Origin of the sequence: Rhodopseudomonas sp. B29 (assembly GCF_000333455.1) — a bacterium.
Lineage (GTDB): Bacteria > Pseudomonadota > Alphaproteobacteria > Rhizobiales > Xanthobacteraceae > Rhodopseudomonas.
The window spans coordinates 1-13,030 of sequence record NZ_BADD01000680.1 but is presented as its reverse complement, the minus strand read 5'-3'; the positions used below and the strand labels follow the sequence as shown (position 1 = coordinate 13,030).

The window sequence follows — 13,030 nt, the reverse complement described above, 5'->3', positions numbered from 1 at the left end:
AAAACCATAGCCTTCGCATTACGCGGCAAAGCAGCCTAGGCTGCTATGATCAGCGTCGCGCGCATCGTCGCAGCGACCACAAGGCCGAGCGGTTCTCGGCGCACGAATCGAGGAGAGACCCATGGCCGGCGCAGACAGTGTCGAGAAGCTCGAAGACGTCATCGTCCGCTCCGCCGAGCAGGTCGCCGGCGAAATCCGCGCCGCGCGCGATGCGATCTCCACCGTCATCTTCGGCCAGCAGCGCGTGGTCGAGAACACCCTCGTCACCATCCTGGCCGGCGGCCATGCGCTGTTGATCGGCGTGCCCGGCCTCGCCAAGACCAAGCTGGTGGAAACGCTGGGCGTTACGCTCGGGCTCGACGCCAAGCGCATCCAGTTCACGCCCGACCTGATGCCGTCGGACATTCTCGGTGCCGAAGTGCTCGACGAAACCACCGCCGGCAAGCGGTCGTTCCGCTTCATCTCCGGTCCGGTGTTCGCGCAGCTCTTGATGGCCGACGAAATCAACCGCGCCAGCCCGCGCACGCAATCGGCGCTACTGCAGGCGATGCAGGAGCAGCACATCACGGTGGCGGGGGCGCGGCACGATCTGCCGAAGCCCTTCCACGTGCTGGCGACGCAGAATCCGCTGGAACAGGAAGGCACCTATCCGCTCCCTGAAGCCCAGCTCGACCGCTTCCTGATGGAGATCGACGTCGACTATCCGGATCGCGACGCCGAGCGCCGCATCCTGTTCGACACCACCGGCGCCGAGCAGAGCGCGCCGAAGGCGGCGATGAGCGCCGAGGTGCTGATGACGGCGCAGCGGCTGGTGCGCCGTCTGCCGGTCGGCGATTCCGTGGTCGAAGCCATTCTGTCGCTGGTGCGCTCGGCGCGTCCAGGTCCCGAGGCCGGCGATCTCGGCAAGCTGATCGCCTGGGGCCCCGGCCCGCGCGCCAGCCAGTCGCTGATGCTGGCGGTGCGCGCCCGCGCGCTGCTCGACGGAAGGCTGGCGCCCTCGATCGACGACGTGCTCGACCTCGCCGAGCCGGTGCTGAAGCATCGTATGGCGCTGACCTTCTCGGCCCGCGCCGAGGGCCGCACCATTGCGGACGTGATCCAGAAGCTGAAGAGCCGGATCGGTTGATGGCGCCAAAGGCCGAACAGCCGAACACCGAGACACTGGCGGTCAGGCGCGCGGATGGCGAAAGCCGGACGCTGGCCGCGTCGTTGCCGCGGCTGATGCTCGAGGCCCGCCACATCGCCAACAACGTCACTCACGGATTGCACGGCCGTCGCCGCGCCGGCGCCGGCGAGAACTTCTGGCAGTATCGCCGCTTCGTCTCCGGCGAGCCGGCGCAGAATGTCGACTGGCGCCGCTCGGCGCGCGACGATCATCTGTATGTCCGCGAATTGGAGTGGGAGGCCGCGCACACCGTCTGGCTGTGGCCGGATCGTTCGGCCTCGATGGCGTTTGCCTCCAAGGGTGCGCGCGACAGCAAATTGGAACGCGGGCTGATCGTGACGTTTGCCCTGGCCGAGCTGCTGGTCGCGGGCGGCGAGCGCGTCGGCATTCCGGGACTGATGAACCCGACATCGAACAACAACGTGATCGACAGAATGGCGCAGGCGATCCTGCACGACACCGTGGCGCGCGACAGCCTGCCGCCGTCCTTCGTGCCGTCGTCGTTGTCGGAGATCGTCGTACTGTCGGATTTCTGGTCGCCGATCGGTGACATCCGCCGCATGCTTGCCGGCCTCTCGGCTTCGGGCGCGCACGGCACGCTGGTGCAGATCGTCGATCCGGCCGAAGAGAGCTTCCCCTATTCGGGCCGCGTCGAATTCGTCGAGCCGGAGAACGGCACCACCATCACGGCCGGCCGCGCCGAGACCTGGGCGAGCGACTACGTCGCGCTGGTCGCGGCGCATCGCGACCAGATCCGCGCCGAGACCCAAAAGCTCGACTGGCTGTTCTCGACGCATACGACGAGCCGCTCCGCCGCCGAGCTGCTGCTGTTCCTGCATGCCGGCATGAGCGCTCCCAAAGGCCGCGAGCGCGGCGCCTCAGCGGGACGCGGCGCATGATGGGATTGCCGCTGTCCTTCGCCCAGCCATTGCTGCTCCTCGGTCTGCTGGCGCTACCGGCGCTGTGGTGGCTGCTGCGCGTGACGCCGCCGCGGCCGCGGCGCATCGACTTCCCGCCGACGCGGCTGTTGTTCGAGATCGCCCCGAAGGAAGAGACGCCGTCGCGCACGCCGTGGTGGCTGACGGCGCTACGCATGCTCGCCGCCGCGCTGGTGATCTTCGCGCTGGCCGGGCCGATCTGGAATCCGCAGACCGCTGCTGGCGGCGGCAGTTCGCCGCTGCTGATCCTGCTCGACGACGGCTGGAGCGCCGCATCGACCTGGGACGCCCGCATCAAGGCCGCCGACGAACTGATCGCCAACGCCGATAGCGCGCGGCGGCCGGTGGCGCTGGCGCCACTATCCGAAACCACCCGCGATCCGGCACTGATGCCGGCCGGCACCGCGCGCGTGTCGCTGCGCCAGCTCGCGCCGAAGCCCTACGCCATCGATCGCAGCGAAGCGCTGCCGGCGATCGGACGTTTCCTCAAGACCTCCAGCGATGCCGAGATCGTCTGGCTCAGCGACGGCGTCGACACCGGCCGCGGCAGCGACTTCGTCAGCGGCCTCAACAACATCATCGGCGATCATCCCATGACGATCGTCGAAGGCGGCGCACCGCCGGCGCACGCGCTGGCTGCGGCCGAGAACGCCGCTGCCAAGATGGTCGTGAAGGTGCTGCGCGCGCAGAGCGGCGGCGCCGATCCGGGACTGGTGCGGGCGATCGACGCCAAGGGCGCGCCGATCGGCGAAGCCAACTACGCGTTCAAGCCCGGTGAGCGCGAGACCGAAGCGTCGTTCGATCTGCCGGTCGAATTGCGCAACGACATCGCACGGCTGGAAATCGCGAACGAGCGCTCCGCCGGCGCCGTGCAACTCCTCGACAAGCGCTGGCGCCGCCGCGCCATCGGCATCGTCTCGGGCGGCAGCGCCGACACCGCACAGCCGCTGCTCGCGCCCGGCTTCTACCTGACCCGCGCGCTGTCACCGTTCGCCGATATCCGCCAGGGTGATCGCGGCGCGCCGCAGCAGGTGATCACGCAGTTCCTCGATCAGAAGCTGCCGATGATCGTGATGGCCGATGTCGGCGCGCTGTCGCCCGAGATCCGCCAGCGGCTCGATGCCTGGATCGAACAGGGCGGCGTGCTGGTGCGCTTTGCCGGACCGCGTCTGGCACAACAGGACGACGACGACCTCGTGCCGGTGAAACTGCGCAAAGGCGGCCGCAGCCTCGGCGGCAGCCTGACCTGGGAGAAGCCGCAGAGCCTCGCGGCCTTCTCCGCCGACGGCCCGTTCGCCGGGCTCGCGGTGCCGAACGACGTGACAATCAACCGCCAGGTGCTGGCCGAACCCGACGCAGCGTTGCCGGGCAAGAGCTGGGCTTCGTTGGCTGACGGCACGCCGCTGGTCACCGGCGAGCGTCGCGGCAAGGGTCTCGTCACGCTGTTCCATGTCAGCGCCGACATGCGCTGGTCGAACCTGCCGATGTCCGGCACCTTCGTCGAGATGCTGCGCCGCCTGGTCGATCTGTCCGGCTACACCGGCACGCCGGGCGCCGGCGTCGCCGGTGCGCCGAACGCGGCCGAGACGGTGTCGCCGCTGCGCACGCTCGACGGCTTCGGCGCATTCGGGCCGCCGCCGGCCTCGGCCAAGCCGATCCCGGCCGATTATCGCGAGCGCGCCACCGCCGAGCATCCTCCGGGCTTCTACGGCCCTGTCGACGGCCCGACCGCCGTCAACGCACTGGCGGCGGCCGACCGGCTGGCGCCGCTCGATACGTCCGCCATCAAGGCCAGCCGCGCCAGCTACACCAATGCCGAGCCGCAGGATCTGCGCGGCATGCTGCTGGCCGGCTCGCTCGGCCTGTTCATGCTCGACGCGGTGATCGTGGCGCTGCTCGGCGGCGGTCTCGCTTGGCTGCTGGGCCGGCGTCGCCGCGCCACCACTGCTGCGGTGCTGATCGCCGCGCTGGCGCTGCCGGTGACGCTGTCGCCGGGGCCACTGCACGCGCAGTCGCAAGCCGCCAAAGACGAGTTCGCCATCAAGGCGACAGCGCAGACGCATCTCGCCTACGTCATCACCGGCAATCCCGACGTCGACCAGATCGTCAAGGCCGGCATGAGCGGGCTGACGCTGTTTCTGGCACAGCGCACCGCGCTGGAAGCGGGCGAGCCGATCGGCATCGATCCGGCCAAGGACGAATTGTCGTTCTTCCCGCTGATCTACTGGCCAATCGTGGCCGGCGCGCCGAAGCCGCCGCAGGACGCGCTCAACAAGATCGACGCCTATATGAAGCAGGGCGGCACCGTGCTGTTCGACACCCGCGACGCCATTGAGGCGCCGGCCGGCCAGAACGGCGAGTCGCAGACGCCCGGCATGCAGACGCTGCGGGGCGTGCTGTCGTCACTCGACGTGCCCGAGCTCGAGCCGGTGCCGCGCGAGCACGTGCTGACCAAGACGTTCTATCTCTTGCGCGACTTCCCCGGCCGCTTCACCAACGGCCAGACCTGGGTCGAAGCGCTGCCGCGCGAGAGCGACGACGACGACAATTCGCGGCCGGCGCGCGGCGGCGACGGCGTGTCGCCGATCATCATCACCTCCAACGATCTCGCCGGCGCCTGGGCGCTGCGCCCCGACGGACAGCCGATGCTGCCGCTGACGCCCGGCGAACCACGCCAGCGCGAATACGCCTTCCGCGCCGGCGTCAACATCGTGATGTACACCCTGACCGGCAACTACAAGGCGGATCAGGTCCATGCGCCGGCGCTGATCGAACGGTTGGGGCAGTGATTTGAGCACGACATCCCCCCGTCATTGCGAGCGAAGCGAAGCAATCCAGCCCAGTGCCCCGAGCTGGATTGCTTCGTCGCTATCGCTCCTCGCAATGACGGCGAGAGGAATGAATTTGCCTCGTCATTCCGGGATGCGCCGCGCCAGCGGCGCAGGCCCGGAATCCATACTCCCGGCGGTGGTTATGGATTCCGGGCTCGCGCTACGCGCGCCCCGGAATGACGAAGAGATGAGGGCCGTCATCCTGAGGTGCGAGCGCAGCGAGCCTCGAAGGATGACTGCTGCGAGGGTATGCGGAGCCATCCTTCGAGGCGCGTCGCTTCGCGACGCGCACCTCAGGATGACGTTGTTCAAGTTGAGAGGTGCTTGAGTTGCACTACGGCATCGCCTTCGCCCCTTTGGTCCCTACCCTCTTGCTGTGGGTCGCGCTTGCGGCGCTGGGCGTCGTCGCGCTGGTGCTGCTGCTGGGGCGGTCGCGCGGGGCGTGGGTACGGATCGCAGCGCTGGCGCTGATCGTGCTGGCGCTGGCCAATCCGTCGTTCACGCGCGAGCAGCGCGAGCCGCTGTCGTCGGTGGTCTCGGTCGTGGTCGACAAGAGCCCGAGCCAGAATTTCGGCAAGCGCACCGAGGAGGCCGAGCAGACCAAAGAGGCGCTGGTCGATCGGCTGAAGCAGATCAAGGGCCTCGAAGTCCGCGTCGTCGAGGCCGGCCAGGCCGACGGCGAGACCGACGGCACCAAGCTGTTCGGCGCGGTGGCGTCGTCACTGTCGGACGTGCCGACCGACCGCGTCGCCGGCGCCTTCCTGATCACCGACGGCCGCGTCCACGATATTCCGGCCAACGCCCAGGCGCTCGGCTTCCAGGCGCCGCTGCAGGCACTGATCACCGGCCGCAAGGACGAACGCGACCGCCGTATCGCCATCGTGGCGGCGCCGCGCTTCGGCATCGTCGGCCAGAACCAGACGATTACTTACCGGCTCGACGACCAGGGCATCGTCGCCGGCCGCGCCCGCGTCACGGTGCGCCGCGACGGCGAGACGTTGTCCGAGCGCACCGTGGCCAGCGGCCAGACCGTCAATGTCGATGTCGGCATCAAGCACGCCGGCCCGAACATCGTCGAGATCGAAGCCTCGCCGGTCGAGAACGAACTGACGCTGGTCAACAACCGCGCCGTGGTGTCGATCGACGGCGTCCGCGACAAGCTGCGCGTGCTGCTGGTGTCGGGCGAACCGCATTCCGGCGAGCGTACCTGGCGCAACCTGCTCAAGTCCGACGCCAGCGTCGATCTCGTCCACTTCACCATTCTGCGTCCGCCGGAGAAGCAGGACGGCACGCCGATCAACGAGCTGTCGCTGATCGCATTCCCGACGCGCGAGCTGTTCCAGCAGAAGATCAACGAGTTCCAGCTCATCATCTTCGACCGCTACGCCCGCCAGGGCGTGCTGCCGATGGCTTACTTCGACAACATCTCCCGCTATGTGAAGAACGGCGGCGCAGTTCTGGTGTCGGCCGGGCCGGACTACGCCTCGACTACCTCGATCTGGCGCACCCCGCTCGACACGCTGCTACCGGCCGAGCCGGTCGGCGTCACCGAGAAGCCGTTCTATGCGCGGCTGTCCGACGCCGGCAAACGTCACCCGGTCACGCGCGGCCTCGAAGGTTCGGCGAGTGATCCGCCGCATTGGAGCCGCTTCTTCCGCACCATCGACACCCGCAACACCACGACGCCGCCGCTGATGACCGGCGCCGACAACATGCCGCTGCTGCTGCTGTCGCATTTCGGCGAAGGCCGCGTCGCTCTTTTGCTCAGCGACCACATCTGGCTGTGGGCGCGCGGCTACGAGGGCGGCGGTCCGCATCTCGATCTGTTGCGGCGGATGTCGCACTGGCTGATGAAGCAGCCGGACCTCGACGAGGAAGCGCTGCGGCTCAAGGTCGAAGGCAAGAACCTCGAAGTGCTGCGCCAGACCATGGGCGACAGCGTGCCGCCAGTCACCGTCACCTCGCCCTCCGGCCAGACCAAGCAGCTGACGCTGAGCGCCGGTGATCCCGGCATCTGGCGCGCCAGCCTGCCGGCCGACGAGCTCGGCCTGTGGCAGGCGACCGACGGCGCGCTGAAGGCGCTGATCAATGTCGGTCCGGTCAACCCGAAGGAATTCTCCGAGGTCACCTCGACGCCCGAGACGCTGCGGCCGCTGGCGCAGGCCACCGGCGGCGACGCTGTGCGCATCGCCGAAAACGGCAGCGTGTCTCTGCCGCGGATCGTGCCGGTGACATCGACCAGCGTGTTCCACGGCGACGGGTGGCTCGGCGTCCGCATGCGCGATGCCAGCGTCGTCACCGGCGTCGGCGTGCTGCCGGTGTTCACCGGCCTGATTGGCCTGCTGTTGCTGCTCGGCGCGTTCGCAGCGACGTGGCTGCGCGAGGGACGGTAGGCTTACCGATCCGGCGTTGCCTTGCGAATTGGACGCGGTGATACTTCTCCAAAAGGGAGGTACGCCATGATTCCTACGGCCGCGATCGGCTGCGCGTTGGCGCTCGTCGCAACATCTGCGTTCGCGGACGAATTCAGCCGGCAGGCGCGCTCGGGGCAGCGCGCCCTGATGCGGGCTTACGCCAATTTCAACATCTCGGACTGCAGCCCGATGCAAGGCACGGTGAACGTCGTGACCAAGCCCAGGCACGGCACGCTGTCCACGGTTCCGGGTCCGTACACCATCGACATCAACCGCTTCACCGGCCAGCGCTCGCGCTGCGCCGGCAAGACCATCACCGGGTTGAACGTGTACTACGTGCCCGAGCGCGGCTATCGCGGCACCGACAATTTCACCCTGCGCGCGGTGTATCGCACCGGAGCGATCAGCGTGCTCGACAGCTTCAGCGTCGAGGTACGGTAAAGGGCGCGCGGGAGTTGAGCGAAGGCGGTCGCACTCTCTCACTGCGGCGTCATTCCGGGGCGCGAGCGCAGCTCGCGAACCCGGAATCCCGAGCTGATAAGCCATGTCTCATGACTTCGAGATTCCGGGTTCGCTCACTGCGTGAGCGCCCCGGAATGACGACGGTGTGGCTCAGCCCATCAGCCGCTTCGTAAACGCCTCGACGTCGATCAGGCCGCGCAAATGCTTGCCGTCGCCGATCTTGCGGGTGCCGACCCAGCAGGCGACTTCAAAGCCAATGCTTCGCTGGTCGACGCTGATCACTTTGGAGGTCGAGCGCACGACTTGACCGACCAGCGCGGGCTGCAGATGCCGGATGTCGACGCCGGTGCCGACCGTCACCCAGCCCTGCGGCAGCCTGGGATGAATCGCCTCGCCGGAGGCCATTTCCATTTCCAGGATCATCATCGGCGTCGCGAACACCGGCGGCATGTAGTCGACGAAGTGCCGCACCGTCAGCTCCGGCGTCACGGTGATTTCGCGCTCGGCGCTTAGGCCGACGGTGATGACATCGCGTGCGTCCATGCGGCCCTCATGCTGATCAACGAAGTTCACATTCATGTTCGTCATTCCGGGGCGCGAGCGAAGCTCGCGAACCCGGAATCCATACGCCCAGTCTCCGTGATTGAGCACGGCCGTCGCAACGCCGCGGCTCGCCGCGCCCACAGGGTGTATGGATTCCGGGTTCGCGCTACGCGCGCCCCGGAATGACAAAAGAGAGGATGTGCGCGGAAGCTACTTCCCCGCCGCCTTGCGCTCGACGAAGGTCATGCCGCCCTTCATCTTGTTGGGGGGAGGCGCCTCGTTGATCTGGATCACAACGGCTTCGGGATCGACGCCGAGATGCTTGACCAGCGATGCCGAGATGTCGCGCATGATCGCGGTCTTCTGCGCTTCGGTGCGGCCTTCGGCGAGGTTGATGGTGATCTCGGGCATTGTGGTCTCTCCCTTGTTGTTACTTCGTTCGTCATTCCGGGGCGCGAGCGAAGCTCGCGAACCTGGAATCCATACTCCCGGCGCCCGTTGTGGGGCAGGGAATAGCTTCTCGTATCTCTCATCGAGTCCAGGGGATATGGATTCCGGGTTCGCGCCTGCGGCGCGCCCCGGAATGACGGGTCTAACTCCACTGCACCCCGCGTCGCTTCAACAGCTCCTGCACCTTCTCGACCAGTTCGGCCTCGCTGCAGGAGAACTGCGCCTCGGCCTGCTTCTTGAGATACTCGTCGCGGTCCTTCTCCAGCGACGCCAGTTCGGCCCCTAGGATCAGGTCCTTGATCTGGACGATGCCTTGGGCTTTTTCATCAGAACCCTGGATGACGGCGCAGGGCGAGTTGCGCTTGTCGGCGTATTTCATCTGCTGGCCGAGCGAGTGCTTGGGATTGCCCAGGTACAGCTCGGCGCGGATGCCGGCGTTGCGCAGCGTCGCGACCATCTTCTGATAACCGGCGATATCGCCGCCGAACACGGTGACGACGACGGGGCCGGGCTGGGGCTTGTTGTCGAGCTGACCGATCAGCGTCAGCGCCGCCTGCAGCCGCGATACGCCGATCGAGAACCCGGTCGCCGGCACCGGCTCGCCGCGGAAGCGCGACACCAGGCCATCGTAACGCCCACCGCCGCCAACCGAGCCGAACCGCACCGGGCGGCCCTTCTCGTCTTTGGTCTCGAGCAGCAGTTCGACCTCGTAGACGGGGCCGGTGTAGTATTCGAGGCCGCGGACGACGGAGGGATCGATAAGAATCCTACGGCTACCATATCGACCCGCGTGGGCTAAGCGGGCAATAGACTCAAGCTCATCAAGGCCTTGTTGGAAAGTAGCGTTGTCAAAATCGCTACGCATGAAGTCGATCGTGCGAAAATTGTTCTTCGCAATTTTCTCGACCCCCTTGTCGAACTCTACCTCGTAGTAAGCTGAGTCCGACTTCTCCCAATCCTCGAGAACGTCCGAGTCGAAAGCCACGTTCGGAGGACGACCGAATATATGAAGGACTTGGGCGGCTTGATCCTCGCTGAGATTCGCGCCTTTTGTGAAATCGCCCTTGCCTTCTTCGCCGCCATCCCAGCGACCAGGACCAAGTAGCTTTACTATTTCTTCTCGTGGAAACTTGTCCGCCTTATCGATCGCCCGCAGCACGGTGAGCCGGCGTCCGGCATTCTCATCACCGCCAAGCCCGATCGACTCCAACACCCCATCCAGCACCTTGCGATTATTCACCTTCACCACGTAGCTGCCGCGCGGGATGCCCAGCGCTTCCATGGTGTCGGCCGCCATCATGCACATCTCGGCATCGGCTGCCGCGGTCGGCGCGCCGACGGTGTCGGCGTCGAACTGCATGAACTGGCGGAAGCGGCCGGGGCCGGGCTTTTCGTTGCGGAACACCCAGCCGAAGCGGTAGCTGCGATACGGCTTGGGCAGCGCGTCGAAATTCTCGGCGACGTAGCGGGCGAGCGGCGCGGTGAGGTCGTAGCGCAGGCTGATCCACTGCTCGTCGTCGTCCTGCAGCGAGAACACACCCTCGTTGGGACGGTCCTGGTCGGGCAGGAACTTGCCGAGCGCGTCGGTGTATTCGAACGCCGGGGTCTCGACCGGCTCGAAACCGTAGCGTTCGTACACCTCGCGGATTTTCTCCACCATGGCGCGCGTCGCGGCGATCTCGGCGGGGCCGCGGTCGGCGAGGCCGCGCGGCAAACGGGCGCGGAGTTTGGCGGGTTTTTTCGGTTTGTCGGCCATTGTCGCTCTTACAGTTGAGCCGGGGTGGTACCAGCCGCCCTGCCCCGCAGCAAGGCTGGGGCCCATGATCTGGCGCAAATCCCGCGCCGCAACAGGGCGCTGGGACGGTGCGGCCCGGCTTTCGCAGATAGAAGCCCCACGGAAATTTGCTGGCTCGCGGCGTTCCCGCAAGCGAGCGAAGCTGATACCTTGCCACGCCTTTCCCCGGCCCGGGCCCGATGCCGGCTTCGAAAGCGCCATGAGGAGCGTGATGCTAGACAAGAGCAATCCCACCACCGTCGCCATGCCGAACGATCTCGACGCGTTCTGGATGCCGTTCACCGCGAACCGGGCGTTCAAGCGTTCGCCGAAGATGATCGCCGGCGCCGAGGGGATGCACTACATCACCACCGACGGCCGCCGCATCATCGACGCCGCCTCCGGCATGTGGTGCACCAACGCCGGCCACGGCCGCAAGGAAATCGCCGACGCCATCGCCGAGCAGGCGCGCGCGCTCGACTTCTCGCCGCCGTTCCAGTTCGGACAGCCCAAGGCGTTCGAACTCGCCAGCCGCATCGTCGAGCTGGCGCCCGACGGGCTCGATCACGTGTTCTTCTGCAACTCCGGCTCGGAGGCTGCCGACACCGCGCTGAAGATCGCGCTGGCCTATCAGCAGATCCGCGGCCAGGGTTCGCGCATCCGGATGATCGGCCGCGAGCGCGGCTATCACGGCGTCGGCTTCGGCGGCACCGCGGTCGGCGGCATCGGCAACAACCGCAAGATGTTCGGCACCATGATGGTCGGCGTCGATCATCTGCCGGCAACCTACGATCGCGACAAGCAGGCCTTCACCAAGGGCGAGCCGGAGTACGGCGCGCACTTCGCCGACGCGCTGGAAAACCTCGTCAATCTGCACGGCGCCAACACCATCGCGGCCGTCATCGTCGAGCCGATGGCCGGCTCGACCGGCGTGTTGCCGGCGCCGAAGGGCTATCTGAAGAAGCTGCGCGAGATCACCAAGAAGCACGGCATCCTGCTGATCTTCGACGAAGTCATCACCGGCTACGGCCGCCTCGGCTTCGCGTTCGCGGCCGAGCGCTACGGCGTCACCCCGGACATGATCACCTTCGCCAAGGGCGTCACCAACGGCGCGGTGCCGATGGGCGGCGTGCTGGCCAGCGCCGAGATCCACGACGCCTTCATGAGCGGCCCCGACCACGCGGTCGAGCTGTTCCACGGCTACACCTATTCGGCCCATCCGCTGGCTTGCGCCGCCGGCCTCGCCACCCTCGACCTCTACCGCGACGAAAAGCTGTTCGAACGCGCCCATGCGCTGGAGGGCAAATTCGCCGACGCGGTGATGTCGCTGAAAGGCGAGCCGAATGTCGTGGACATCCGAACCGTCGGCCTCACCGCCGGCATCGACCTCGCGCCGACCGCCGAGGGCCCCGGCAAGCGCGGCTACGAGGCGATGAATGCCGGCTTCCACGACCACGACCTGATGCTGCGCATCGCCGGCGACACGCTGGCGCTGACGCCGCCCTTGATCATGAGCGAGGACCAGATCGGCGAGATCGTCGACAAGGTCGCCAAGGTGATCCGCGCCGTCGCCTGAAGCCGTAACCGCCCGATAACAACCCAAGCGTGATCCCGATTCCGGGATCACGCTGTATAGCCTTGTCCGGATGGACGAATCCGGTGGACTCGGGCGTCGAATCGACAAAGATGGCGGATCGTCAGCTATAGTCCGGCGTAGATGATCCGTATCTCCACCATNTTCGTCGCCATCTCCATGGTGCTGATCTCCGCCTCGCTGGGGATGGTGGTGTATTCGCTTGCCGGCTTCAGCCTCGGCCAGGCGGCGGTGGTCAGCTTCGCGGCGCTGACCTTCTTCATTCTCTACAATGCGATTTCGATGCGGCTGCAGACCCGCAGCAATTCCAGCCAGCAGATCGCCGATCTGTCGCACGGCACCGCTGAACTCGCCCACCAGATCGCCGAATTCGGCCGCCGGCTCGCCGCCGTCGAGGGCAAAGTGGTGTCGGCCAATTCGGCCAATCAGGATCGCGTCCAGGCGGTGTCGGCCGAAATCGGCGAGCTCGGCCAGCTGGTCAAGCAACTCGCCGCCTCGGTGGCGACCCACGAGGAGCTGCTGATCTCGGCCGCGCCGCGACCGCAGCCAGTTATGGCTCAGCAAGTCGTGACGCAGCCAGTCGTGGCGCAGCCGATGCCGATGCCGCAGCCTCCGATGTCGCTCGATCCGGCCGCACGGCCGGTCCCACCGCTGCCCGTCGCCCGGCCCGAGCCTGTTGCGGACCCCGCTAGACGCCACGGCAACGAATTGCTCACCGCGATCCGCAACGCCGTCGATGCCGGCCGTATCGACATCTATCTGCAGCCGATGGTGACGCTGCCGCAGCGCAAGGTGCGGTTCTACGAGGTGGTGTCGCGGCTGCGCGACGAACACGACCGCATGATCACCGCCGACGAAT

At 66.9% G+C, this 13,030-nt stretch carries 9 protein-coding genes and 1 pseudogene; 7 read left to right on the top strand and 3 right to left on the bottom strand.

Translation table 11 applies throughout. From position 1 onward, the window contains the following. The first annotated feature begins 121 nt into the window (after positions 1-121). From I5M_RS24525 to I5M_RS24500, 5 genes are all read left to right on the top strand, one after another. Positions 122-1,126, top strand: a complete 1,005-nt coding sequence (locus I5M_RS24525) for a MoxR family ATPase (protein ID WP_022723806.1) — start codon at positions 122-124, stop codon at positions 1,124-1,126. Continuing rightward, on the top strand, positions 1,126-2,064 hold the full coding sequence (locus I5M_RS24520) for a DUF58 domain-containing protein (protein ID WP_022723805.1): 939 nt from the start codon (positions 1,126-1,128) through the stop codon (positions 2,062-2,064). The genes I5M_RS24525 and I5M_RS24520 overlap by 1 nt, the downstream gene beginning before the upstream one ends. Next, entirely contained in the window at positions 2,061-4,892 is a 2,832-nt protein-coding gene (locus I5M_RS24515; protein ID WP_031337453.1) for a DUF4159 domain-containing protein, read from the top strand. The genes I5M_RS24520 and I5M_RS24515 overlap by 4 nt, the downstream gene beginning before the upstream one ends. Before the next feature lie 371 nt (positions 4,893-5,263). After that, positions 5,264-7,327 carry a membrane protein gene (locus I5M_RS24505; RefSeq protein WP_022723802.1) on the top strand — a complete coding sequence of 688 codons (2,064 nt, stop codon included), beginning with the start codon at positions 5,264-5,266 and terminating at the stop codon, positions 7,325-7,327. 66 nt (positions 7,328-7,393) lie between these two features. Beyond that, entirely contained in the window at positions 7,394-7,789 is a 396-nt protein-coding gene (locus I5M_RS24500) for a hypothetical protein (protein ID WP_022723801.1), read from the top strand. Between the two features lie 171 nt (positions 7,790-7,960). On the opposite strand, the gene I5M_RS24495 is transcribed toward I5M_RS24500, so the two are convergent. The 3 genes from I5M_RS24495 to hisS all read right to left on the bottom strand — a co-directional run bounded on the left by I5M_RS24495 (position 7,961) and on the right by hisS (position 10,559). Further along, on the bottom strand, positions 7,961-8,353 hold the full coding sequence (locus tag I5M_RS24495) for a thioesterase family protein (protein WP_031337452.1): 393 nt from the start codon (positions 8,351-8,353) through the stop codon (positions 7,961-7,963). Between the two features lie 210 nt (positions 8,354-8,563). Then, positions 8,564-8,764 carry a tautomerase family protein gene (locus I5M_RS24490; RefSeq protein WP_022723799.1) on the bottom strand — a complete coding sequence of 67 codons (201 nt, stop codon included), beginning with the start codon at positions 8,762-8,764 and terminating at the stop codon, positions 8,564-8,566. Between the two features lie 181 nt (positions 8,765-8,945). Then, positions 8,946-10,559, bottom strand: a complete 1,614-nt coding sequence (gene hisS / locus I5M_RS24485) for a histidine--tRNA ligase (protein WP_022723798.1) — start codon at positions 10,557-10,559, stop codon at positions 8,946-8,948. Between the two features lie 250 nt (positions 10,560-10,809). Between hisS and I5M_RS24480 the strand changes: the two genes are divergently transcribed. Both I5M_RS24480 and I5M_RS24475 read left to right on the top strand, forming a co-directional pair. Further along, positions 10,810-12,153: an aspartate aminotransferase family protein gene (locus I5M_RS24480; protein ID WP_022723797.1), complete on the top strand. Its 1,344-nt coding sequence runs from the start codon at positions 10,810-10,812 to the stop codon at positions 12,151-12,153. A gap of 141 nt (positions 12,154-12,294) precedes the next feature. Continuing rightward, positions 12,295-13,030: pseudogene (locus I5M_RS24475) on the top strand (EAL domain-containing protein); the annotation flags it as partial.

What these genes read in the sequence shown, in the direction of transcription:
- I5M_RS24490 (WP_022723799.1), bottom strand. Translation starts at nt 8,764, where the DNA reads ATGCCCGAGATCACCATCAACCTCGCCGAAGGCCGCACCGAAGCGCAG.
- I5M_RS24525 (WP_022723806.1), top strand. Translation starts at nt 122, where the DNA reads ATGGCCGGCGCAGACAGTGTCGAGAAGCTCGAAGACGTCATCGTCCGC.
- I5M_RS24480 (WP_022723797.1), top strand. Translation starts at nt 10,810, where the DNA reads ATGCTAGACAAGAGCAATCCCACCACCGTCGCCATGCCGAACGATCTC.
- I5M_RS24495 (WP_031337452.1), bottom strand. Translation starts at nt 8,353, where the DNA reads ATGGACGCACGCGATGTCATCACCGTCGGCCTAAGCGCCGAGCGCGAA.
- I5M_RS24515 (WP_031337453.1), top strand. Translation starts at nt 2,061, where the DNA reads ATGATGGGATTGCCGCTGTCCTTCGCCCAGCCATTGCTGCTCCTCGGT.
- I5M_RS24500 (WP_022723801.1), top strand. Translation starts at nt 7,394, where the DNA reads ATGATTCCTACGGCCGCGATCGGCTGCGCGTTGGCGCTCGTCGCAACA.
- I5M_RS24520 (WP_022723805.1), top strand. Translation starts at nt 1,126, where the DNA reads ATGGCGCCAAAGGCCGAACAGCCGAACACCGAGACACTGGCGGTCAGG.
- hisS (WP_022723798.1), bottom strand. Translation starts at nt 10,559, where the DNA reads ATGGCCGACAAACCGAAAAAACCCGCCAAACTCCGCGCCCGTTTGCCG.